Genomic DNA, 23,100 nt, shown 5'->3' on the forward strand with positions numbered 1-23,100 from the left:
GGCCAGTTACGGGAATGTCTGTGAAATACGCCAGACGCCGCCAAGAGGCGGCGCCTGATCGTTTCGCGGTTAGAACAGCAGGCTTGGTAGCCACAATGCGATCTGCGGGAACGCCACCACCAGCGCCAAGCCAATGATTTGCAGCGCCACAAAGGGCAAAGCCGCCTTGTAGATGTCCCCGATTGTGATCTCGGGCGGGGCTACAGAGCGCATGTAGAACAGGTTGTAGCCGAACGGTGGCGTCAGATAGGCCGATTGCATCGACAGGATGAACAGCACCGCAAACCAAGTGGTGTCATAGCCAAGTTCGCGCACGATCGGCACAAACAGCGGCACGGTGATGAACACGATGGCGAAGTCGTCCAAGAACATGCCCAGCACGAAATAGGTGGCCAGCATGGCGATGATCACCCAGATGGGGGACAGGTCGAAATCCTCGATCAACTCACCCACGATCTGCCCTGCGCCCAGACCCACATAGATCTTGGAAAAGAATACCGCCGCGATGGTGATCCACATGAGCATCCCCATCAGCTTGGTGGTGGTCAGCATCACGTAGCGCAGCATGTCCCAGTTCAGGCGTCGCTGAATGGCGGCGATCACCAGTGAGCCGAAAGCACCGATCGCAGAGGCTTCGGAGGGCGAGGTTACGCCGCCGATGATACAGCCCAAAACCGTCACAATCAGAATGCCCGGCGCGATCAGAAAGCGGAGAGATAGGATCTTCTCTTTCGCCGTGAATTGCTCCTCGGCGGGCGGACCCATCGAGGGGTTAATGCGGCAGCGCACCAGAATATAGGTGATGTAGATCCCCGCCAGCATTAGGCCGGGAATAAGCCCCGCAGCAAAAAGCTTGCCCACCGAGTCGCGTGACAGGAAGGCGTGGTCGATTGGAATCTGCCGGTCATTGGCGCGGCCAAGCTGATCGAAGTCCTGCGCGAGCAAGACAACACACCGCGCTTCGTGGTGTACGGAGACGCGGGGGGCGACACCGCGCGACTGGCCATGCAGGCCGGGGCGGCAGGCTTTGTGGCACGTTCGGGCGAGGTGGCAGGCCTGCTGGATACCTGCGCCGAGGTCGCTGCCGGCAAGATGGTCTTTCCGTTCATCGACATGCGCGAAATGCAGCAAGACCCCATCCATTCCTTGTCGCGAAAAGAGCGCGCGATGTTGGAGGCGCTGGCAAAGGGTTTGTCCAATCGCGATTTGTCGAAGGATCTGGGGATTTCGACCAACACGGTGAAGTTCCACCTCTCGAATATTTACGAGAAGCTTTCGGTCAAGAACCGTGCCCAGGCGATTGCCTATTACTATTCATCGCAATACGCAGGCGGGTCGCGCTAGATCCTTGTGTGGTCATAACGATTTTCTGGGAAGAAAGCAGCTTTAGGGCTCTGTCAGAAGCAACTCGCTTGAGGTGGCAGGGCGGCTATAGTCCCCATCCATCCTCTGCCGCATGTCATATTTGATGAAGATCAATGCGGCACGTCTGGCGCTGTAGGTAGCGTCAAATACGTGGNNNTAGGATGCGGTTCACGATGAAGGCAGGGTAGTCCTCGGCGCTGGCGGCGGTTTTTCCCAGACGTTTCACCACGCCCATGAGGGTCTGATAGGTCTCGTCCGAGGTGGCGATGCCGCGGATCAGTTCCACCAGTTGCATCACCGGCACCGGGTTCATGAAGTGAAACCCCATGAAGCGTTCCGGACGGTCGGTCTTGGCCGCAAGGCGCGTGATCGACAAAGAGGACGTGTTGGTGGTGAGGATCGTGTTGTCCCCCAGCGATGGCGCCAGACCTGCAAAGATCTGGTTCTTGATGTCTTCACGTTCCGTGGCGGCTTCGATCACCAGATCTGTGCCGCCCAGTTCGCCCAAGTCCTGTGTGGTGCGAATGTTGGCCAGCGCCTCTGTGCGTGCGTCTTCGCCGAGCGTGCCTTTCGACACCTGACGCGCGGTGTTCTTTTCAATCCGCGCCATTGCGGCGGTCAGGGCATCTTCCGAAATGTCGTTCAGAAGAACCCTGTACCCGGCCACGGCAAAGGTATGGGCGATCCCGTTGCCCATCTGACCCGCACCGATCACACCGACAGTCTGAATGCTCATTTGCCTACCCTGCAAAGCTATAGGCGGTTTTCACGGTGGTGTAGAACTCTGCCGCATAGCGCCCCTGTTCGCGCGAGCCATAGCTGGAGCCTTTGCGCCCACCAAAGGGCACATGGTAGTCGACGCCAGCTGTGGGCAGGTTCACCATCACCATGCCAGCTTGCGACTTGCGCTTGAATTCACGGGCGAATTTCAGGTTCGAGGTGCAGATGCCCGAGGACAGGCCGAACTCGGTGTCATTGGACACGGAAAGCGCCTCGTCGAAATCGGCGACTTTGATGATCGAGGCGCAGGGACCGAAAATCTCTTCTCGGCTCGAGCGCATCTGATTGGTGGCTCCGACAAACAGGGCGGGGGCCTGGAAGAACCCTTCCGTGTCGCGGTTCAGGCGGTCACCGCCGATCACGTCGGCCCCTTCGCCGCGGGCCAAGTCAACATAGCCGAGGTTGCCGTTCAGTTGGCTTTCAGACACCACCGGCCCAATCTGGGTGGCCGCATCCAGCGGATTGCCCACATTCAGCGCCTGCATTTCCGTCGACAGGCGATCCACAAACGCGTCATGGATACCCGCCTGAACGATGATCCGGCTTGACGCCGTGCAGCGCTGGCCGGTCGAGAAGAAGGCACCATTCAAAACGGTCGACACGGCGATATCCATGTCGGCGTCGTCCATGATTACCATCGGGTTTTTGCCACCCATTTCCATCTGCAGCTTCTTCATGCCGCGCGCGGCGTCCACGGCCATGTTCCGGCCCACCGGTACCGAGCCAGTGAAGGTGATCGCATCCACGCCGGGATGGTCGACAATGGCTTGCCCGACAACGGACCCGCGCCCCATGACAAGGTTGAACACACCGGCCGGAACGCCCGCCTTATGCAAGATCTCGGCCAGAACATGTGCCGAGCCAGGCGTCAGGTCGGCAGGTTTGAACACCACCGTGTTGCCATAGGCCAGGGCGGGGGCGATTTTCCACGCAGGAATTGCGATGGGGAAGTTCCAAGGCGTGATCATACCGACCACACCGACCGGTTCGCGCACCACGTCCACGTCCACATCCGGGCGGACCGAGGCGATCGCATCGCCTGCCACGCGGATCGCTTCGCCCGAGAAGAACCGGAAGATCTGCGCCGCACGGGCGGTTTCCCCGATGGCTTCCGCTAGGGTTTTGCCTTCCTCGCGGGCCAGAATGGTGCCGATCTCGTCCTTACGGGCGAAGATCTCGGCGGCCACGGCTTCAAGGATGTCCGACCGCAGTTGCGGCGAGGCATTGGCCCATGCTGGCAAGGCGGCATTTGCTGCAGCCACCGCATCGCCAACCTGATCAACCGATGCATGGGCATATTCGCCAATGACATCCGATAGGTCTGCAGGGTTGAGGTTCGGGGCGGCATCCACGCCGTCCAGCCATTCGCCGGCAATCAGGTTCTGCTTCATGGTGGCTCTCATTTTATCTGATAAGGGAGGGACCTCACACGAGGTCTCATACACGGGCGGTGACAGCCCGAGCGGATCGAGATGGGATTTCATCAATCACCGGTCGCCACGCGGTTGAGGCGACCGGTTTTTCTTGTGCGCTTGCGTTACGCGAACGCCTGCAGGCCAGTCTGTGCACGGCCCAGGATCAGGGCGTGGACATCGTGCGTGCCCTCATAGGTGTTCACCGTTTCCAGGTTCACCATGTGGCGGATCACGTGGAAGTCCTGGCTGATGCCGTTGCCGCCGTGCATGTCACGGGCGTGACGGGCGATCTCCAGCGCCTTGCCGCAGTTGTTGCGCTTGATCAGCGACACCATTTCGGGCGCGGCTTTGGCTTCGTCCATCAGACGACCAACGCGCAGAGCGGCTTGCAGCCCCAATGTGATCTCGGTCTGCATGTTGGCGAGCTTCAGCTGGAACAGCTGCATTTGCGCCAGAGGTTTGCCAAACTGCTTACGGTCCAGACCGTATTGACGTGCGCCGTGCCAGCAGGCCTCGGCAGCACCCATGGCGCCCCATGCGATGCCATAGCGGGCGCGGTTCAGACAGCCGAACGGACCTTTCAGGCCTTCAACATCGGGCAGCAGGGCGTCTTCGCCCACTTCGACATTGCTCATCACGATCTCGCCGGTGATCGAGGCGCGCAGCGACTGTTTGCCTTCGATCTTCGGTGCGGTCAGACCTTTGGTGCCTTTGTCCAGCACGAAGCCCTTGATCTTACCGTCATGGGCGTCGGATTTGGCCCAGACCACAAACACATCCGCGATCGGCGCGTTCGAGATCCACATTTTCGAGCCGTTCAGCACATAGCCACCATCAACCTTTTTGGCCGTGGTTTTCATGCTGCCGGGATCCGAGCCCGCGTCGGGTTCGGTCAGGCCAAAACAGCCGATCCATTCGCCCGAAGCCAGCTTGGGCAGGTATTTTGCGCGCTGCTCTTCGGTGCCGTAGGCATAGATGGGGTACATCACCAGCGACGACTGAACCGACATCATCGAGCGGTAACCACTGTCCACACGCTCGACTTCGCGCGCGACCAGACCATAGGTCACATAGCCTGCGCCAATGCCGCCGAACTTCTCGGGGATGGTGGTGCCCAGCAGGCCCATCTCGCCCATTTCGCGGAAGATTTCCGGGTCGGTCTCTTCCTTGGCAAAGGCTTCGGTCACGCGCGGGAACAGCTTGTCTTGGGCGTAAGCGCGTGCAGCATCGCGCACCATGCGTTCGTCTTCGTTCAGCTGATCTTCCAGCAGGAAGGCATCATCCCATGCAAAACCTGCAAGTTCGGGACGGGATTGGGGGGCAAGATCTTTCGCCATATCTTTGTCTCCTTATTCCGCCGCGACGGCGGTTTTGCTAATCGCAGCCTCGATCGAGGCTTCAATGATGTCCAGTGCTTCGTCGACCTGCTCCATTGGCACGGTCAGCGGCGGCAGAAGGCGCACAGCGTTGGCGCGCGTGCCACAGGGTAGGATGATCAGGCCACGTGCCTCGGCTTCGGCCACAATGGCCTGAGTCAGCGCGGGATCAGGGTTGTTCGTCTCGCGGTCGGTGACAAGCTCGAAGGCAATCATAGCACCAAGGCCGCGGACATCACCAATGGCTTCCATGCCCTGACGATCTGCCAGCGTGTTCAAGCGCGCCTTGATCTTTTCACCGATCTCGGCGGCGCGTTCGCAGAGGTTTTCTTCCTCGATCACGTCAAAAACGGCGTTGGCTGCGGCAACTGCCAGCGGGTTGCCCGCATAGGTGCCGCCGATGCCGCCCACAGGGGCTGCGTCAACGACTTCGGCCCGGCCAGTGACGGCCGACAGCGGGAAGCCACCTGCCAGACCTTTGGCCATGGTGACCAGATCTGCGGCAACACCTGCATGTTCAAATGCAAAGAGCTTGCCGGTGCGCGCGATCCCCGCCTGAACTTCATCCGCGATCAGGATGATACCATAGTCGTCACAGATCTTGCGCAGCGCGCGCAGGAACTCGGGTTGCGCGATGTTGAAACCGCCTTCGCCCTGTACCGGCTCGATGATCATCGCGGCAACGCGCTCGGGGTCGATCGAGCTTTTGAACATGTTGTCCAGCACGGCCAGCGACTGTTCTACGGTTACACCGTGGAACTCGTTCGGGAAGGGGGCGTGCAGCACTTCCGGCGGCATCGCACCGAAGGCTTTCTTATAAGGGTTCACCTTGCCGCACAGCGCCATGCCCATCAGGGTACGACCGTGGAAAGCGCCCGAAAATGCGATCACGCCCGAACGACCAGTAAAGGCGCGGGCCATCTTCACAGCATTCTCAACCGCTTCAGCGCCCGTGGTCACCATCATGGTTTTCTTGGCGAAATCGCCCGGGGTCGAGGCATTCAGACGCTCGGCCAGTGCAATGTAGCTTTCATACGGCGCCACGTGGAAGCATGTGTGGGTGAAGGCCTCAGATTGCGTCGCAACGGCCTCCATCAGTTTGGGGTGGCGGTGGCCAGTGTTGTTTACGGCGATCCCGGCAGCGAAATCGATAAAGCGCTTGCCATCCGCATCCCAGAGTTCTGCGTTTTCGGCGCGCACGGCATAGATGCCACGGGTCGCTACGCCATTTGCAACGGCAGCGGCGCGGCGGGATTTAAGTGTCTCAGTGTTGCTCACCAGAGTCTCCTCCAACGTGATGGAATCGGATGTCGATTCACAAGTTCATTGATTCTGACATCATGTATTGCTCAATTTATTGAGCATTGCTAGAGGTAAGTTGGACAAACTTCGCTGAATCGCTCAATCTGAGTAAAAGCGATGAAAGGACCAAAACTATGACGGAAGAATTTGACGTCGGTACCCGTTTGAAGCAGCTCAGGTTGCAATTTAATATGTCTCAACGGCAATTGGCCGAATCTGCGGGCGTGCCCCACGGGCAGATTTCGATGATCGAGACCAACCGGTCCAGCCCATCCGTTGCGAGCTTGCGCAAAATACTGGGCGGATTCGGCATTTCCATGTCAGAGTTCTTTGAGCCCGACGCGCCCACGTCCTCGCAAATCTTCTTTACCCCCGCGGAACTGCGCGATCTGACGTCTCTGCTGTATCAGGGCAATGACGCCGCGCAGAAGAAAATCACGTTGAAGCAGGTGGGGGATGCCAAGTTGCACGGGTTGCAGATCCTGCACGAACGCTATGAGCCCGGCGCCGATACGGGTGAAACCATGATCGAACATGACGCCAATGAAGGCGGCATCGTCATCGAAGGTGAACTGGAGGTCACAGTGGGGCAAGAGACCCGCGTGCTGAAGGCCGGTGACGCCTATCTATTTAATTCGCGCGAACCGCACAGGTTTCGCAACATGTCTGACCGGGTGTGCAAGGTGATCTCGTCCTGCACCCCGCCCTATCTGTAAGGACCCAAAATGCCCCCTCTTGCTGGACTGAAAGTTGTAGAACTGGCCCGCATCCTTGCTGGCCCCTGGATCGGTCAATCGCTTGCCGATCTTGGTGCCGAAGTGATCAAGGTGGAAAGCCCAGCGGGGGATGATACGCGCAAATGGGGACCTCCATTCATTGAGCGGGACGGTGATAAATCCGCCGCCTATTATTACGCCGCAAACCGCGGCAAAGACTGCGTGACCTGTGATTTCCGCACGCCGGAAGGGCAGGAGCAGGTGCGCGAACTGATCAAGGATGCCGACATTCTGATCGAGAACTTCAAGGTCGGCGGGTTGGCCAAGTACGGGCTGGACTATGACAGCGTGAAAGAGCTGAACCCACGTCTGATCTATTGTTCGATCACCGGGTTTGGACAGGACGGGCCTTACGCCAAGCGCGCGGGGTATGATTTCTTGCTGCAAGGCATGTCCGGGTTGATGTCGATCACCGGCGAACCAGAGCGTCAGCCGCAAAAGGTCGGCGTGGCAGTCACCGATATCGTGACCGGGCTTTACGGCACCATCGGCGTGTTGGCCGCGGTCGAACAGCGTCATCGCACTGGCAAGGGGCAGCATATCGACATGTCTTTGCTGGACTGTGCAACGGCGATGCTGGCCAATCAGGCGATGAACTTTCTGGCGACCGGGGAAAGCCCTCAGCGGCGCGGCAACGTGCATCCGAATATTGCACCTTATCAAGTACTGCCTACCGCAGATGGACATTTCATTCTGGCCGTTGGGAATGACGGGCAGTTTCAGCGTTTCTGCGATGTCATTGATCGCCCGGATCTGCGCGACAATCCGGATTTCGCGACCAACCAGCTGCGCGTGGAAAACCGGGATGTTCTGACCATCGAGATCGAGCGGGAAACGCAGAAGTGGCAGAAGGTCGATCTGCTGGAGGCGCTCGAGAATGCAACCGTGCCCGCGGGTCCGATCAACTCGATCGGTGAAGCGTTTGATGATGCGCAGATCCAGCATCGTGGCATGCAGATCACGCCGGAAGGCGTGCCGGGCGTGCGTGGGCCTTGGGTGTTCTCAGACGCCGAGCTGGCGCTGGACAAATCGGCGCCTGTGCTGCCGACCTCCTGAGCCAAGAAAACTGAACAGAAGAGGGCCGGGGTTCCACCCGGCCTTTTTTGTGGCCGCTTCACGCGGAACACCGCGGTCGATGGCGCATTCAAAAAAAAACCGCCCAAGCAGGGCGGCCAGTTACGGGAATGTCTGTGAAATACGCCAGACGCCGCCAAGAGGCGGCGCCTGATCGTTTCGCGGTTAGAACAGCAGGCTTGGTAGCCACAATGCGATCTGCGGGAACGCCACCACCAGCGCCAAGCCAATGATTTGCAGCGCCACAAAGGGCAAAGCCGCCTTGTAGATGTCCCCGATTGTGATCTCGGGCGGGGCTACAGAGCGCATGTAGAACAGGTTGTAGCCGAACGGTGGCGTCAGATAGGCCGATTGCATCGACAGGATGAACAGCACCGCAAACCAAGTGGTGTCATAGCCAAGTTCGCGCACGATCGGCACAAACAGCGGCACGGTGATGAACACGATGGCGAAGTCGTCCAAGAACATGCCCAGCACGAAATAGGTGGCCAGCATGGCGATGATCACCCAGATGGGGGACAGGTCGAAATCCTCGATCAACTCACCCACGATCTGCCCTGCGCCCAGACCCACATAGATCTTGGAAAAGAATACCGCCGCGATGGTGATCCACATGAGCATCCCCATCAGCTTGGTGGTGGTCAGCATCACGTAGCGCAGCATGTCCCAGTTCAGGCGTCGCTGAATGGCGGCGATCACCAGTGAGCCGAAAGCACCGATCGCAGAGGCTTCGGAGGGCGAGGTTACGCCGCCGATGATACAGCCCAAAACCGTCACAATCAGAATGCCCGGCGCGATCAGAAAGCGGAGAGATAGGATCTTCTCTTTCGCCGTGAATTGCTCCTCGGCGGGCGGACCCATCGAGGGGTTAATGCGGCAGCGCACCAGAATATAGGTGATGTAGATCCCCGCCAGCATTAGGCCGGGAATAAGCCCCGCAGCAAAAAGCTTGCCCACCGAGTCGCGTGACAGGAAGGCGTGGTCGATTGGAATCTGCCGGTCATTGGCGCGGCCAAGCTGATCGAAGTCCTGCGCGAGCAAGACAACACACCGCGCTTCGTGGTGTACGGAGACGCGGGGGGCGACACCGCGCGACTGGCCATGCAGGCCGGGGCGGCAGGCTTTGTGGCACGTTCGGGCGAGGTGGCAGGCCTGCTGGATACCTGCGCCGAGGTCGCTGCCGGCAAGATGGTCTTTCCGTTCATCGACATGCGCGAAATGCAGCAAGACCCCATCCATTCCTTGTCGCGAAAAGAGCGCGCGATGTTGGAGGCGCTGGCAAAGGGTTTGTCCAATCGCGATTTGTCGAAGGATCTGGGGATTTCGACCAACACGGTGAAGTTCCACCTCTCGAATATTTACGAGAAGCTTTCGGTCAAGAACCGTGCCCAGGCGATTGCCTATTACTATTCATCGCAATACGCAGGCGGGTCGCGCTAGATCCTTGTGTGGTCATAACGATTTTCTGGGAAGAAAGCAGCTTTAGGGCTCTGTCAGAAGCAACTCGCTTGAGGTGGCAGGGCGGCTATAGTCCCCATCCATCCTCTGCCGCATGTCATATTTGATGAAGATCAATGCGGCACGTCTGGCGCTGTAGGTAGCGTCAAATACGTGGAAGCAGTTGTGTCCGCTGAACGCTAAGGCGCGTGCGGGCTGCGCGATTGTGCGACGGTTGCGGATTTGACCAAGGGAAAGGACCGACATGGAAACGGCAATTAGTCTTGCGTTGATATTGCTCGCCCTTGTGCTGCTGCGAAAAGCGGTCAAATCACGTCGCGCGGCGCTTGGGTTTTCCATTAGTATTCTGGTTTTGCTGCTCTTTCTGGTCACATACTATGGGGTCAATGCCCTGACCGGATCGGGCATCGATGAATCCGTCCTTTTCCATGTTGTCGCCGGGATGGAGGGCGCCACGGTGCAGGACTTCACCGCCATCATCGCCGTTGTTGCGCTATTGGTGGTCGCCGCGCTGGTCGTGACGTATTTTGCGTTCCGCTTCATGCGCGCCCGTAAAAATGACGCGCCGCACCGTGCCCCGGTTTTGGCCGGCATGGCGGCATTGCTGGCTGCGTTTGCGGTAAATCCGACCGTGCTGGACGTCAGCGATCTGGCTTGGAAATACGGGATCGGTGCGCTTGGCGGCGAGAACCGGATTGCGCCACCGCCGGAATATGTTGCGATCGACAAACGTGACGCGAAAGGAACCGACAAGAACGTCGTCCTGCTGTATCTCGAGTCGATCGAGCGCACCTATATGGACGAAGACCTGTTTCCCGGGCTGACGCCGAACCTGCTGGAGCTTGAGAAACAGGCGCTTAGCTTCACGGACATGACGCAAGTCACTTGGGCGAGTTGGACGATCGGTGCGATGGTGGCAAGCCAGTGCGGCATCCCGTTGGCCGGGTCTGGTGCGGGCTCGGACGAGTTCCTGCCTGCCGCGACCTGCATGGGGGATCTGCTGCGCGACGCTGGCTATGACATGACGTATATGCACGGCTCGTCGCTGGAGTTCGCGGGCTGGGGTACGTTCTACGAAACCCACGGTTTTGACACGGTCGAGGGCGCGGATGATCTCTATAGCGCGCTGGATGACCCGTATTACAAGTCCATCTGGGGGATCTATGACGATGCCCTGTTGAAGATTGGGGCAGAGCGGTTCGACACGCTTGCCGCGCGCGACACGCCCTTCGGACTGGTTCTTTTGACTGTCGACACCCACCACCCGCAGGGCGGTACGGTCTCGAACACCTGTGAAGGCATCACCTATGGGGACGGCGAAAATCCCTTCCTGAATGCGGTGCATTGCGCCGACCACATGGCGGGTGAGTTTATCCGCCACGTCCTTGCAAGCCCCGCGATGGAAGACACAGTCCTGTTGGTGATGTCGGATCATCTGGCCCGACCGAACTCGGTCTGGGACACGCTTGAGGCCGCGGATCGCACAAACCTTGTGATGGCCTTCGGGGCAGGGATCGAACCCGGAAAGATCGACAAGCCCGGCACGACCTTCGATCTTGCGCCGACCTTTCTTGGGCTACTGGGGGCCGAGGTCGACGCGATGGGCTATGGACGTGACCTTCAAGGCCCGACCCCGTCCTTGCGGACCACGACGGCCGACCTGAACCTGCTTCTGGAAGACCATTGGACCTTCCTGTCATCCCTTGCAGTCTTCCCCCAGCTGAATGCTGGTATTCGGGTCGATGAGGCGGCTGAAAAAGCCTATATGGGCACGCGCTATGTCAGGCTGCCTGCCATCTTCCAGTTAAATGACGATCTGCGTGTGCGGGACATTCTCTACGATCTCGACGACGGCAACAAACTGCCGCGGAAGCTGTTGGACACGTGGTATGGCGACCGGTTTGTCTGGGTGGATCGTTGCGCCCGTGTCAGCGTTTTCGAGGGGCGCAAAGCGACTTTGCCTGCAAAATATTGCGCTCTGGTTGGCAGCATCGGCAGCCCGGGCCTGACGTCATTTCCAATGGCCGACGGTGTGACCTTGCCCTTTGATAGCCTGAAGAACGTGTTCGCACAGGTGCGACCGGACCAAGCCTATTTCGACAGCGTCGTCGGTGGGTTCTACAACAACACGTTGCTGATTGACGCGGACGAGGTGCGCGCGGTGTCGCCCTCGGGCCTTGTCGGCGACTTCGTCATTCGCTCGACCGGCGGGGCAGAGGCGTGGGAAAGCTATGTGTCCAACCGGGCGCAGGGCGACATCGTCTATGTCTATCGTGGGATGACGCTTTTGGGTCTAAACTCGGATGCGGCCCCGGTGAAGATCGCCCACGAAGACACCTGTGCGTGGGGGGGCGAGCTGCCGGACCCCGAAGTGTTGCTCGACACCGGTTTTGGACCCGCCATGGATCGCATGTCGGATGATTTCGGCGCCTTCGTGGTCGTTGTGCATTCCTCGGCTGTTTGTAGTGATCCCGACATTGATTTCGAAGGGATCTTCGCGGGCACTGGGTTTAGCAAGTGGCGCGATATCCAAGGCGCCCAGCCATATGTCGCGATCCGCGCGGGTAACGACAACATCACCGAGTATCTGGGCACGCCGAACACGGCGATGGTGCTCGAACTGCGTGATTTCCTGCGGCTGAACACCGTCGACACCCGCCCATTGGTCCTGCGCGATGCCGCCGATCCAAAGAATGCGGCAGAGGTCCACGACCTGACCTTGCTTCCGCTCTTGCAGGCGTATCGCGCCCCTTAGCGTGGCAGGCTGTGGTTTTCACTCATGGTGCTTCCAATTCAGCGCCGTGACGTCGCCCTGTGGCGCCGGAATCCCAGCGACGACAGAAGCCCCCTTTGCACAGGCTTAAGCCTTTACTCGGCCAAACCCATGCCGACCCCCATCAGAAACAGGATCGGGAGCCAGAGGAGCAAAGTGACAATTGCCTGCCATCCAAACCGCGAGTTGCGGGCCACCCATTTCTGGTTCTCGACATTCTTTCGCAGCACTTCGCGCTGGAATGGAAGGGCGACCAACACGGGAAGAATGGCAAACAAAACTGTCAGCACCAAGGGCGAGTCCTCGCCATCAAGGACTTGGCTGATGATGCTGAACACCAAGTACAATCCCGCCAAGGGGTAAGCGAGACGCGACAGGGCTGGGCGCGCTTCGGGGGCTTGCGTGGCAATGCGGCGGAACAGGCTGAAGTTCCACAGCGCCGCAAGTACCAGTCCGCGCCAGAAGGGCGATACATTGTGGTTTTCGACGTCCCGCAGCCAGCGCCAGTTTTGCCAGAACCAGTAGAGCGAATAGACGCCTAAGGTTCCGACGGACATGATCAGGAATTTTGCTGTCGAGACCGGATACAGGATCTGAAGTTTCATCTCGGCTTCGGTGGGATGGGCGCGATAGCTTACGTAGATCAACATGGCCAGCACGACCACGACCATATAGGCGACGACTACAGCGACCCAATCGTCTTCGGACAGGCTGTCCAAGCCGATGCGCGTGACCAGCGCGCCTTCGCCGGGGCGGTCCAGACGGACCCAGCGCGTATCGTCGAGGCCCTTCAATGCTTGCCGGGCGTCCTTCCACGTTTTCGACAGAATGCGATCAGACTTGGTGACGTACGAGTAGGTCCATGTGGTCGTCCCCGGTTTCCCACGCACTGCGAGCTTCAAGTCGAAGGCAGCGCTGTTGAAGAAATCCGTCTTGTTGTCATAGCCCCATGACGGGTCCACCAGGTATTTCAACTGGTGGCGAAAGCGGATGGGATGCGCGATGGCGAAGGGCGCTGTGCGGGTGTCATCCTCTAGCTTTGGCAGTTTCGACAGCAGGTCTTCGGGACTGGCCCAGAACACTTGGCCCCCTGTCTCGGTGTCGTCCTCCCATTCATCGGGAAGTCGATAGTGGGTGATGACGGTCAGCTTAGCGCGCGTTTTGTCTATGACCAACTCAAGCGGGTTGGTGATCTCGATGCTGGGATAGATCCCTTTGAAATAGTCGAAGAATGTTTTCTCGATTTCCGCTTTGCCAACCGAGTTCGCCCAGTTCAGCATCCCGTCTGCTTCGGATCCGACATAGGTGGCTTTCGACGTGAACAGGATGGCGTCGGGGTCCGTGCGCAGGTCGAAAGTGTCGACCACATCATTGTAATATTCTGGCTGCCGGACATAGGTTGTGATCATGCCAACGCTGTCGGGTGCAATGATGACGCCCTTACCAAACAGCCCTTGCTGCAGGTGGTCCAGATCGCCAAGCTGTTCGCCCCGGGTCGGATCAAGGACGTAGTTTCGTTCGCCGACACTTGCCCGTACCACCACGTGGTCAAAGGCGCGGATGCGCGGGATATCGTCGTTTAGACCTGCCCCATATTCGGTGTTCACCAAAAGCGGTGTCGCGTCGATGTCCAGCGCATACAGGATCGAGATCAGAAGAACCGTCATGTCCTTACAGTCGCCAAATCCACGGCGCAGGACGCGTGCAGGATCTCGGGGAATGAAGCCGCCTACGCCAAGCTGTACGGCTGTGTAGCGTACCTCTTTCTGGACATAGGCCAAGGCCGCCCGCAATTGTGCTTTCGGGGCGTTTGGATGTGCAGTCCGAATGGTGTTGGCGATCCCGACGACTTGCGCGTTCTGGTACTGCGCGGGGTCATAATGCGGGGCAAAGAACCGACCGATGTCGCTCCAGAATTCAACGCTGCTGGTGGTGGTTGATGTCCACGCGCGATAGCCTTTGGGGATGCCGTCTTCCACGGATTGCCCAGGTACGTTTTCAGCCGCCCAAGCGTATTCCGTGAAGCCCCCCAGCTGCGTAATCGTCGGCTCTGGGGCGCCGCCATGTGCTTTCAGGAAGGCTGGCGTTCCGGTCGCGACCAGCAACCGGTCCCGCATGCGTTGGGTCGGGCGGCTATAGTTGTGGCTGAACCGGTATTGCCAATGCGGCCCCAGGGCAGGATTGCGGCCATGCGCTGTATAGGCATAGTCCAGCGTGTCCCCTTGTTTGAGTTGCGGCACAAGGAAAGCCAATTCAAGGCTGCCATCATAGATCCGCTGCTCGCGGTCGCTTTCACGCCGATAGAGCTGCATTTCGCCTTGCTGGGTGACATCGACAACTTCGCCCGTCGCACGGATGATCCGAACGTGGTGCAGCGAGATGGTTTCATAGGCAGGATTAAAGGCAATGATGATCGAGCCATAGTCATCAACGGCATCGGCGCTCATAAGGCTGGTGACGTCGCGATAAAAGAACTTCTCTTCCGTGTCGGACGCCAACATTTGCTTGTCGATCAGGCGATAGATCCTGTCTTCGTCCTTCGCCAAGTCAAACGATCCGCTTGCCGGCTCATGATGCACGACCCAGTCTTCTGGCGGTGTGACTGAGACATATTGATCGACATTTTGTGCCTGAGCCTGAGCCGACAGGCTTGTCAGAATAAATGCGAAAACCGCCAGAAATCTCAAATACATAAAACAAAGCTCCGAAAGTCGATCCAGACCTACCTAGATCGACCTTTGGTTGCAAGGGTGGCCCTGATCGCGGCGCCGGAAACCGTGTCACCGGCGCCCTTTCTTTCTGTTCATCCAGAACGGAGGCACATCGCCTGCCATGATGCAGCCGTAGGGATCGATGTAGTCCTCGATCTCGGCCAGATCATAGGATTTAATCTGCGCCACCACGCTGCCCGCGCTCTTATAGCTCGACGGCAGTTCGGACGCGTCCACACCACCGGCATGGAAGCGTACGTCCAGACCTTCGGTTTCCGCCTTCAGCATCTCATCCGGCGTGACCGACCCCATGCGGCGCTTGTGTTCAGACCGCGAAAAGTTGCGCCCCGCGCCATGCGGACTGAAGCCAAGGCCGTGATCGGCGTTTTTGCCGCGCACCACAAGCACCGGCTCGGACATGTTCAGCGGAATAAGCGTCAGGCCCGTCGCATCCGCGGCGTATCCATCCCACGCCGGGGTCGCCCCCTTGCCGTGATAGAACAGATCGTCGCGCTTGAAGACGAAGTTGTGCTCGTTCCAGAACCGGTCGCCTACATCCCCCACGCGCGCGGTCTCGACCGTCGCTTGGTGGATCGCATTGTGGTTCGCTTTGGTCCATTTACGGATCAGCTGCAACGCTTCCCAATAGTCGCGCCCTTCCTCGGTATCTGCCGGGATCCAGGCGTTCTGCTTGGCGGTCTGCGGCGAAAGCTCCTTGCGGAACTTCTCGGCCACATGCATCCCGCGCTTATAAAGAACGGCCCCCGGTCCACGCGACCCGTGATGGGTCACGATTGCCGTGCGCCCGGTCTTGCGCGAGCGCCCGACGAACAGGAAGTGGTTCCCGTCACCCTGCGTCCCCATATGCTCTTGCGCCATGCGCAGGATCTTGGGGCTGTTCAGGAACGGGTTCTCGCGGAACGCATCCAACAGCTTCAACGACGTGGTAAACCGCTTGCCCTGCGGACGCCCACCCGGCCCGAAATGCGTGACCGACTGGGCCGCATCCAGAACCGCTTTCGGGTCCGCGTTTCCCAGATCAGTGATCATCACCGAACAGCAAATGTCAGCCGAGTGCATCCCCGGATGGATCGCATTGCGCGCTGCCGCCACGCCGCCGACCGGGATGGTACCCATAGGCCCCGCCGGACAAGCATCGGGCATGATGGCCCCCGCCTCGATCGTCGGGGTCCGCATCAGCGCGGTCATCGTCTCGCGCACCTTCGCGACATTGTCTTCCTCGTCCGGATGACCCACGTCGATATTCTCGTGAAACGACACGTCCCCCGGCGCACGCAGCGCCATGGTTTCAGGAAGCGGCACAATCTCGCTGTCCAGCTCTTGCCGGATACGCACCAGCCCAAACCCTTCCGCGCGCATTTCATTGGCTTTCGCCAAAAGCGCAGGAAACTGCTTGCCGGGGCGATGTCCCCAGTCTTTCAAATGATCCCCGGTCACGGGGTAATGTTGAGTTTCTTCAGTCATTTTTCTTCTCCGTCTGGGCAGGTTTCGCTTTGCCCGACATCGGTAAGGAATTGCGGGGGGACATGGTCGATCAGCCAAACGCCGTTGTCGGCTTGTAAGAACGCATGCCCTTGGTTGTGCATTGTTGCGGCATCGACGCGCAGCAGATGTGGATCGCCATATCGCGCACCGACGGTTTCAGCCGTCGATATGTCCCCAGACAGGTGAACATGCGTGCGCTGTCCGGGCTTCAGCCCATCACGCCGGATCGACGGCAGATGCCGTGCAACCGTACCGTGGTACAGAACCGATGGTGGCGTGACAGGCGTTAGTCCCAGCGACACGCTTACCGAGTGCCCCTGCGCCGCACGAATGCGTTTGCCGTCCGAGGACAGCGTAAACCTGCGCTTGTCATTCTGGGCCACCACCCGCTCAAGCGAAGGGCGGTCCAGTGAATGTCCATGTGCTCTCACTGCGGCAAGCAATGCGTCCACATCGACCCATCCCTGCGGATCAAGCGTGATGCCGATCTGTTCAGGCTTGTGTCGCAGAACCAAGCTTAGAAACTTGCTCGTCTTTTTCTCGTTCATTTTACTTTTACGGTCTTCAGACCGCTCCATTTTCGAGTGCAGAAGTCCATGCGGTCACGGACTCTGTTTGATGTGTCGTTAGCGAGCAGTTGGTAGGTCGCCTGATGCGCCTCTATCCCCTCGCGGATCAGATGCTCGGCAGCCAGTTTCCTCACGACTGCTGACGTGTCGCGCGCCGCCGCTGCGAGAACCTCGTTTTGCACCGTGGTTGCAATTGGAACTGTTCGTTTGTCCCACTTCTGAACCCTCCGCCTGAGGCCATAAACCTTGTCGACCCATTGCCACTCGGTCGCGGCATGCCAGCGTGCGCATCCTTCAAGAATGGTTTCTGTGGCCACGGCGCGCACAAAGGCCGATCGCGCTTCGACAGCCAGGTCTGGCAAGAGATAGTCAAGATCTAGGGTTCGCAAGTTCTTACGTAGCAAGCGTGCCATTGGGCCGTTGGTCTCGTGAAGCAAAACCAAGCGAAGAGCGCTTTGCCACTCTCGGTGGTCTTGAAGGGCCGCCGCCACAACAGTACCCCCTCTTTGCCATTCGTTGATCCGATCAACGGTGAAAAGCACGAGGTCCGTCAGTTCCTCTGCTGTCCACTCTGGCACCAGCTCTCGCAGTTTCGAAAGCGCCGCAACCCTAACATTCTCGACCCAGTCGTTACACCGCAGAAGCAATGCAGCTCTTCCTGCCGTATCAACTGGCACAAAGCACTTGGCTGCTTCCTCGCGGAGGTAGCCGTCATGCGCGTGCATGAACAAAGCTGCGACCGGTTGGCTTTTCCCGATCTCAACCCGCACATCCACTTTTCTAGGTTGTGCGAATGGTAGCCAGCTGCGTTTTGCAGGCGTTCTGACTGCCTTGTAGCTTGCATCGCGGATCCGTCTGCGAAGCGGTTGATCAAGCTGGGCAACATCCCATGCGGATAGATTGGTGCGTAGGCGATCAAACTCCGACACAGCGGAGGGATCTTCACTCTGATAGACCGCCCATGCAGCTGCTTCTGCCGCTGCAAGTACACTTTCTTTTTGACAGGTCATCGCTCTTTCCTCGTCCTCAATTTAACCAAATCACCCCACCGGAAGGCCCGCCGCGCATCTGAATGGGCAGATGCGGTTTGTTTGGCGCCGGCACGGAGCGAGTTCTTCCCCCTCGGCCTTCCGGTTCGTAATCGCGTCGATCCTTGTGTTTTGTTTTCTATGACAGTGTTTTGGCACGAGGGGCGTGGCGAAAAGAGGAAAAACGTGAATCCGCATAGGGTATTGATAATGCTAGAGAAAACACAGCATTGCCAGTTGGTGTGCCGCTATATACGATATGAAGGTATAGGTAATTATAAATTTGGATAATCCAATGAAGAATGTTGTGATCGGCTTCCTCGGAACCCAACTCGACATGGGGAAAAAGCGCCGCTGGCGGCCAACCCTCAGCCTTGTCGGCCATGATCACTTCTCGGTGGATCGGCTCGAGATCCTGTTCGACATGAGGTTTAATCGATTGGCCAAGCAGGTGAAGCGCGAAATTGAGGAGAAATCGCCCGGTACAGAAGTCCTGTTGCAGCAGTTGGACCTGAACGACCCGTGGGACTTCCAAGAGGTCTATGGCAAGCTGTTCGACTTTGCGCGGTCCTATGGGTTCGACGACGAACGCGAGCGGTACCACGTGCATCTGACCACCGGGACGCACGTGGCCCAGATCTGTTGGTTCCTGCTGACGGAAAGCCGCCACGTACCCGCACGGCTGATCCAGACCGGTCCTCCGGGTCCGGAAGATGACACGCCGAAGTTCGATGTCATTGATCTGGACCTCAGCCGTTATAACGCGTTGCAGCAGCGGTTTGACCAGCTGTCGCGAGAGTATAGTGACCAGCTGAAGGGTGGGATCGAGACACGCAACCCGGATTACAACGACCTGATCGACCGGGTGGAGCTTGTCGCCAGCAACTCGGACGAGCCGATCCTTTTGCTGGGCGAAACAGGGACCGGCAAAACCGAACTGGCCGAACGTATTCATAGCCTGAAGCTCGATCGGCGCCGCATCAAGGGGCGGATGGTCCATGTGAACTGTGCGACCTTGAACGGGCCGGATGCCATGGCAACGCTGTTTGGTCAGCGCCGGTCCTATCTTGGCACGGCTGGCACTGAACGGAGTGGCCTTTTGCGCGAGGCAGATGGCGGTGTTCTGTTTCTGGACGACGTGGACGAGCTGAATCCCAACATGCAATCGGTCCTGCTACACGCGATTGAAACCGGGCGGTTCTATCCGCTGGGCTCGGATCACGAGATCTCCAGCAGGTTCCATCTGATCGCCGGTGCGAACCGCGATTTGCGCAGCTTGGCCGCGTCGGGGCAGTTTCGCCAGGACCTGTTGGCCCGGTTGAACACGTGGAGCTTCACCTTGCCCGCGCTGCGCAACCGTTCTGAGGATATCGAGGCAAACCTTCTGCATGAATTGGACCGCTGCGAGCGGGCGCTGGGCACGCATGTCGGATTTAACTCGGATGCGCGCGCGCAGTATGTGCAGTTTGCCAAAGATCCGGCGACACGCTGGCCGGGCAACTTTCGGGATTTCTCGGGGTCGATCCGTCGGCTCTGTACGCTTGCGCCGCGTGGGCGGATTACCAAGACAATGGTCACAAGCGAAATCGACGCGCTTCAATCAGATTGGATCTCGGCGCAATCCAATGATGATTTCAAGCTGGTCGCCGAGGTGTTGGGCGATGCGGCGTCGGACGTTGATCCGTTCGATCTTGTGCAACTGGCCGAAGTGATCCGGACCTGTCGCGCGTCGTCGAGCCTTAGTGCGGCGGGGCGGGCGTTGTTTGCCGTTTCCCGAACGAAGCGAAAAACCCAGAACGATGCTGACCGATTGCGGAAATATCTTGGCAAGTTTGGATTAGAGTGGGGGGCGATTTAGAGGGTCTCTGGCGCTTGCGAGGCATTCTGGTCGGGCGGTGCCCCATCTGACCGCTCCGCTTGACTTGCCTGCAGGAACTGGCTTTGCTGCAACGATAATTCAAGATGATGGAGTTGTGGGAATGCCGAGACGTGCGATTGTATTTGCCATCATGGCGGCTTGGGTCGGCCCCCTTCAGGGGTGTGTCGATGCGCAGGCGAACAAGGCCAATACGGGCGCGACGCATGAAGCCTCTGCCAACCAGCGTGTCGCTGGGCTTGGGGATGCTGTGCTGTCCGTCGAGACCGTCGCGGGATCTGCTACAGCTGGACGTGCCAGCACGTCGGGAACAACCACGTTCTACTTTGCCGGAGTAAGTGGCGCGAAGGCGATTTTCGTCAAGCGTGATGTCTTTGTTCAACACGGCCCCAACGCGTCCGGGCGCATCAAGCGCCAGGGGGGATCCTATTTTGACGGGCAGGGTGGGGCTATCCCGTATTCTGGCGTCGCCAGCGTGTCGGCCTACCCGATTGTTGTGCCACCCAACGCGTCTTCTGACCGAATTGTCGGCGTGCGCGATCAAAAAGTCGCGGTGTCCATTGGCAAAACGCTTGTCGTTTCTGGAAAGTCGTTGAGGGTCATCAGCGCAGGCGCCAATCATATCACCTACGAGATTCAGTAAAATTCGGGCGCGTGCGTGTCGTGGATGAACGGTGCTTGAAAGGCTGAATGATGCGCTGGGCCTGCAGGACTAATTTGCTGCAAAGTGGCCCGCATCGGGTGGGAGACGGCCACCGGCTGAGTGGTACCGGTGGCTGAAAACCATTAATCCCCTCACTCGTACATCGTGTTTTTCAGGGAACTATTTGTCAAAAATTTGACACGGGAAGGGTGACCTAACGTAAGCGTAAGGCATGTCCGGGGCTGTGGAGCGCAGCCAATACGCGCACATTTCTGTCACAGTGTTCTGGCCGCGATTAACCTTTTATTTACTCGGTTGAGCGATGGGCCTACGCTACTCGGCAATGGGGAAGCCGGGGGCTATTCATGACTTTTCAGATTAAACACATAATTTCAAATACTAAGCGAACAGCTGCTCTGCTGGCAGGGTCGACAGCGATTATTCTTTCCGGCGCTCAGCTGGCTCAAGCAGAGATTTTCATCATCGATACCGCGGTCAACGCCACAAATGGTGGCGCGACGTTGGATGGCGATGACACGATCAAGGTGACCAAATCAGGATCGATAACAACAGCGGGTGCCGGGCTTTTTGCCACCGGAGACGCAAATACGTTGATCAACAATGGCTCGATCGCATCGGGCGGCGACGGGATGCGCGCCACAGGAGATGACAATGTCATCGTCAACAATGGCGCTATCACGACCACGTCGATCTCGGCCGAGGGGATCAGCTCGGACGATCGCAATACGGTGCGAAACACAGGGTCGATCCGAACGGTGGGAAGCTCGGCCGAAGGGATATTTCTGGACAATGACAATATCGTCGACAATTCCGGTCTGATCAGAACAACCGGGTCCAGCTCGGAAGGGATCGATGTCGACAACTTCAACACGATCACCAATAGCGGGCGTGTCATTACCCTCGGCAGCAGTTCCGAAGGCATCAATGCCGAGGATTTCAGTACGGTTGTGAATTCCGGGTTGGTCAGGACGGCGGGCACCGGTTCGGATGGTATCGAGGTCGACGACAACGGTGCAGTCGAGAACACTGGCAGTGTTGAAACCTCAGGTGCGGGGGCGGACGGGATCAATGCTGACGACAACGGTCGTGTGGTCAACAGTGGTACGGTGACGACGACCGGTACATTCGCCGACGGGATCGAAACTGACTTGGCCGGAGATATCACTAACTCTGGCAGTGTGCGCACCGCAGGTTTTGGGGCCTCAGCGATCCGGGCGAGTGGTGTCGACAGCGTCATTTTAAACAGCGGCGTACTTGCTGCCGAAGGGGCAGCATCCCGAGGGATCTGGGCCTTGGCAGACGACGCGAGCATCACCAATTCGGGCACGATTTCCAGCGCTCAGGACCTGTCGATCCTGATGCAAGGAAGCAATGCCGAGCTTACCCTGCTCGAGGGCTCGGTCCTGGTTGGAAATGTCGGGTTCTCGCAAGCGGGTACGGCTACGCTGAACTTTGGCGCCGGACTGTCTGCAGTGGTCAAAATGGACAGCGGAGTTCCCGCAACGATCACCGCTGCATCTGGTGTCTTTGCCATTGTCGGCGGTGATACCGTGGTGACGGCTGATGTGTCCGATTTCGCTGCCCAAGACGTGATGGTCGCCGATTTCGGTCGCCTGATTGCTGACTCCATTCCTGCGTCCAATGCTGATGTGCAGGTGGCACGCGGTGCCCTGTCCTTTGGTAAACCCACTTGGGCGAAAGTGTTCGGATCTGTGCATTCCGGGCCCGGTGGAACGGATATCGTGGGCTTCCGAGGATATACGGGCGGTGTGATCGTTGGCCGTGATGGCGACGGTGCCATGGGGTATTTCGGCGGCTTTGGCCTTCAGCACTCGGGCAGCCGTGACAGCGATGCTTTCGACATCAATACGAAGAGCCTGTTTGGCGGTATCTACGGGACTTTGGGGGGCGGTGATTACAGCCTCGCCTTGGGTGTGATGCGAAATGACAGTACACGTCAGGTTGCCAACAACACCGTGGCCACGGGTGTGGAAGAGGTAACTGCACGCTATACCAGCGTTTTTATCGCGCCGACCTACACTTTGAACGGTGTCATCGGCGGCGGCAACAACAGCCTGCGCCTGCGCTATATGGGCGTTTGGAACGCCGCGCACAGCTTTGACTTTGGCCAAGCGGATCTGGATGTCGACGCTCGCATGTCGCACGTGGTAGAAGCCCGCTTCGAGATGCGAACCCCCTTGGCAGGATCGGATTTCCTGCGCTATGGCGTCGACGCCGTTTATCAGGATGGACAGGTGATTGATGTTACGTTGGGCGGTGCGCCCTTTGCGGTCAGCAGCGGTGCGGATGGCTGGTCTGGCCGGGTGTTTGCTGGACTCGAGGCCGGCGCGGGCCGCATCGAGCTGAGCTATGACACCGAAGATCGCTTTTCGGCGACGGCGGGCTGGTCGATAAATTTCTAACCGC

General features: G+C 58.6%; 15 protein-coding genes and 3 pseudogenes. 8 read left to right on the top strand and 10 right to left on the bottom strand.

Annotated features, from left to right (window positions below; genetic code table 11):
* Positions 1-69 precede the first annotated feature (69 nt).
* The gene (locus tag EOL43_RS04830) at positions 70-861 is read right to left on the bottom strand and encodes a TRAP transporter large permease (protein ID WP_240686467.1); all 792 of its coding nucleotides are present in this window, start codon (positions 859-861) and stop codon (positions 70-72) included.
* Positions 862-873: 12 nt separating this feature from the next.
* Here EOL43_RS04830 and EOL43_RS04835 point away from each other — a divergent pair.
* Positions 874-1,344: pseudogene (locus EOL43_RS04835) on the top strand (LuxR C-terminal-related transcriptional regulator); the annotation flags it as partial.
* 178 nt (positions 1,345-1,522) lie between these two features.
* Here EOL43_RS04835 and EOL43_RS04840 read toward each other — a convergent pair.
* The 4 genes and pseudogenes from EOL43_RS04840 to gabT form a co-directional block, all read right to left on the bottom strand.
* Positions 1,523-2,101: pseudogene (locus EOL43_RS04840) on the bottom strand (3-hydroxyacyl-CoA dehydrogenase NAD-binding domain-containing protein); the annotation flags it as partial.
* Between the two features lie 4 nt (positions 2,102-2,105).
* Entirely contained in the window at positions 2,106-3,536 is a 1,431-nt protein-coding gene (locus EOL43_RS04845) for an aldehyde dehydrogenase family protein (RefSeq protein ID WP_205669525.1), read from the bottom strand.
* Between the two features lie 146 nt (positions 3,537-3,682).
* Complete coding sequence (locus tag EOL43_RS04850; protein ID WP_133486121.1) at positions 3,683-4,897, bottom strand: acyl-CoA dehydrogenase; 1,215 nt, start codon at positions 4,895-4,897, stop codon at positions 3,683-3,685.
* A 12-nt stretch (positions 4,898-4,909) separates the two neighbouring features.
* The gene (gene gabT, locus EOL43_RS04855) at positions 4,910-6,214 is read right to left on the bottom strand and encodes a 4-aminobutyrate--2-oxoglutarate transaminase (protein ID WP_133486123.1); all 1,305 of its coding nucleotides are present in this window, start codon (positions 6,212-6,214) and stop codon (positions 4,910-4,912) included.
* A 158-nt stretch (positions 6,215-6,372) separates the two neighbouring features.
* Between gabT and EOL43_RS04860 the strand changes: the two genes are divergently transcribed.
* Positions 6,373-6,954, top strand: a complete 582-nt coding sequence (locus EOL43_RS04860; protein ID WP_133486125.1) for a cupin domain-containing protein — start codon at positions 6,373-6,375, stop codon at positions 6,952-6,954.
* Positions 6,955-6,963: 9 nt separating this feature from the next.
* Positions 6,964-8,070 (top strand): CaiB/BaiF CoA transferase family protein, encoded by a 1,107-nt coding sequence (locus EOL43_RS04865; protein ID WP_133486127.1) that lies wholly within the window; start codon positions 6,964-6,966, stop codon positions 8,068-8,070.
* A gap of 183 nt (positions 8,071-8,253) precedes the next feature.
* Here the strand turns inward: EOL43_RS04865 and EOL43_RS04870 are convergent, their stop codons facing one another.
* The gene (locus EOL43_RS04870) at positions 8,254-9,045 is read right to left on the bottom strand and encodes a TRAP transporter large permease (protein ID WP_240686467.1); all 792 of its coding nucleotides are present in this window, start codon (positions 9,043-9,045) and stop codon (positions 8,254-8,256) included.
* A gap of 12 nt (positions 9,046-9,057) precedes the next feature.
* Here EOL43_RS04870 and EOL43_RS04875 point away from each other — a divergent pair.
* Both EOL43_RS04875 and EOL43_RS04880 read left to right on the top strand, forming a co-directional pair.
* A pseudogene (locus EOL43_RS04875) lies at positions 9,058-9,528 on the top strand (LuxR C-terminal-related transcriptional regulator); the annotation flags it as partial.
* A 262-nt stretch (positions 9,529-9,790) separates the two neighbouring features.
* Positions 9,791-12,301: a sulfatase-like hydrolase/transferase gene (locus EOL43_RS04880; protein ID WP_133486132.1), complete on the top strand. Its 2,511-nt coding sequence runs from the start codon at positions 9,791-9,793 to the stop codon at positions 12,299-12,301.
* 113 nt (positions 12,302-12,414) lie between these two features.
* Here EOL43_RS04880 and EOL43_RS04885 read toward each other — a convergent pair whose 3' ends face one another.
* From EOL43_RS04885 to EOL43_RS04900, 4 genes are all read right to left on the bottom strand, one after another.
* On the bottom strand, positions 12,415-15,012 hold the full coding sequence (locus EOL43_RS04885; RefSeq protein ID WP_133486134.1) for a DUF3857 domain-containing transglutaminase family protein: 2,598 nt from the start codon (positions 15,010-15,012) through the stop codon (positions 12,415-12,417).
* Between the two features lie 87 nt (positions 15,013-15,099).
* A complete protein-coding gene (locus EOL43_RS04890; protein WP_133486136.1) occupies positions 15,100-16,515 on the bottom strand; it encodes an RtcB family protein in 1,416 nt (471 codons plus the stop codon).
* The gene (locus EOL43_RS04895; protein WP_133486138.1) at positions 16,512-17,084 is read right to left on the bottom strand and encodes an RNA 2'-phosphotransferase; all 573 of its coding nucleotides are present in this window, start codon (positions 17,082-17,084) and stop codon (positions 16,512-16,514) included. Before EOL43_RS04895 ends, EOL43_RS04890 begins: the two co-directional genes overlap by 4 nt.
* Entirely contained in the window at positions 17,081-18,115 is a 1,035-nt protein-coding gene (locus EOL43_RS04900; RefSeq protein WP_133486140.1) for a hypothetical protein, read from the bottom strand. Before EOL43_RS04900 ends, EOL43_RS04895 begins: the two co-directional genes overlap by 4 nt.
* Positions 18,116-18,428: 313 nt before the next feature.
* Here EOL43_RS04900 and rtcR point away from each other — a divergent pair, with 313 nt between their 5' ends.
* From rtcR to EOL43_RS04915, 3 genes are all read left to right on the top strand, one after another.
* Positions 18,429-19,991: an RNA repair transcriptional activator RtcR gene (gene rtcR, locus EOL43_RS04905; RefSeq protein WP_133486141.1), complete on the top strand. Its 1,563-nt coding sequence runs from the start codon at positions 18,429-18,431 to the stop codon at positions 19,989-19,991.
* A gap of 37 nt (positions 19,992-20,028) precedes the next feature.
* Positions 20,029-20,652 carry a hypothetical protein gene (locus EOL43_RS04910; protein ID WP_133486143.1) on the top strand — a complete coding sequence of 208 codons (624 nt, stop codon included), beginning with the start codon at positions 20,029-20,031 and terminating at the stop codon, positions 20,650-20,652.
* A 365-nt stretch (positions 20,653-21,017) separates the two neighbouring features.
* Positions 21,018-23,096 (top strand): beta strand repeat-containing protein, encoded by a 2,079-nt coding sequence (locus EOL43_RS04915; RefSeq protein ID WP_133486145.1) that lies wholly within the window; start codon positions 21,018-21,020, stop codon positions 23,094-23,096.
* Positions 23,097-23,100 lie beyond the last annotated feature (4 nt).

It is taken from the genome of Aliiroseovarius marinus (assembly GCF_004360145.1).
Lineage (GTDB): Bacteria > Pseudomonadota > Alphaproteobacteria > Rhodobacterales > Rhodobacteraceae > Aliiroseovarius > Aliiroseovarius marinus.

What these genes read in the sequence shown, in the direction of transcription:
- EOL43_RS04915 (WP_133486145.1), top strand. Translation starts at nt 21,018, where the DNA reads ATGACTTTTCAGATTAAACACATAATTTCAAATACTAAGCGAACAGCT.
- EOL43_RS04885 (WP_133486134.1), bottom strand. Translation starts at nt 15,012, where the DNA reads ATGTATTTGAGATTTCTGGCGGTTTTCGCATTTATTCTGACAAGCCTG.
- EOL43_RS04880 (WP_133486132.1), top strand. Translation starts at nt 9,791, where the DNA reads ATGGAAACGGCAATTAGTCTTGCGTTGATATTGCTCGCCCTTGTGCTG.
- EOL43_RS04895 (WP_133486138.1), bottom strand. Translation starts at nt 17,084, where the DNA reads ATGAACGAGAAAAAGACGAGCAAGTTTCTAAGCTTGGTTCTGCGACAC.
- EOL43_RS04845 (WP_205669525.1), bottom strand. Translation starts at nt 3,536, where the DNA reads ATGAAGCAGAACCTGATTGCCGGCGAATGGCTGGACGGCGTGGATGCC.
- EOL43_RS04865 (WP_133486127.1), top strand. Translation starts at nt 6,964, where the DNA reads ATGCCCCCTCTTGCTGGACTGAAAGTTGTAGAACTGGCCCGCATCCTT.
- EOL43_RS04890 (WP_133486136.1), bottom strand. Translation starts at nt 16,515, where the DNA reads ATGACTGAAGAAACTCAACATTACCCCGTGACCGGGGATCATTTGAAA.
- EOL43_RS04860 (WP_133486125.1), top strand. Translation starts at nt 6,373, where the DNA reads ATGACGGAAGAATTTGACGTCGGTACCCGTTTGAAGCAGCTCAGGTTG.
- EOL43_RS04900 (WP_133486140.1), bottom strand. Translation starts at nt 18,115, where the DNA reads ATGACCTGTCAAAAAGAAAGTGTACTTGCAGCGGCAGAAGCAGCTGCA.
- rtcR (WP_133486141.1), top strand. Translation starts at nt 18,429, where the DNA reads ATGAAGAATGTTGTGATCGGCTTCCTCGGAACCCAACTCGACATGGGG.
- EOL43_RS04850 (WP_133486121.1), bottom strand. Translation starts at nt 4,897, where the DNA reads ATGGCGAAAGATCTTGCCCCCCAATCCCGTCCCGAACTTGCAGGTTTT.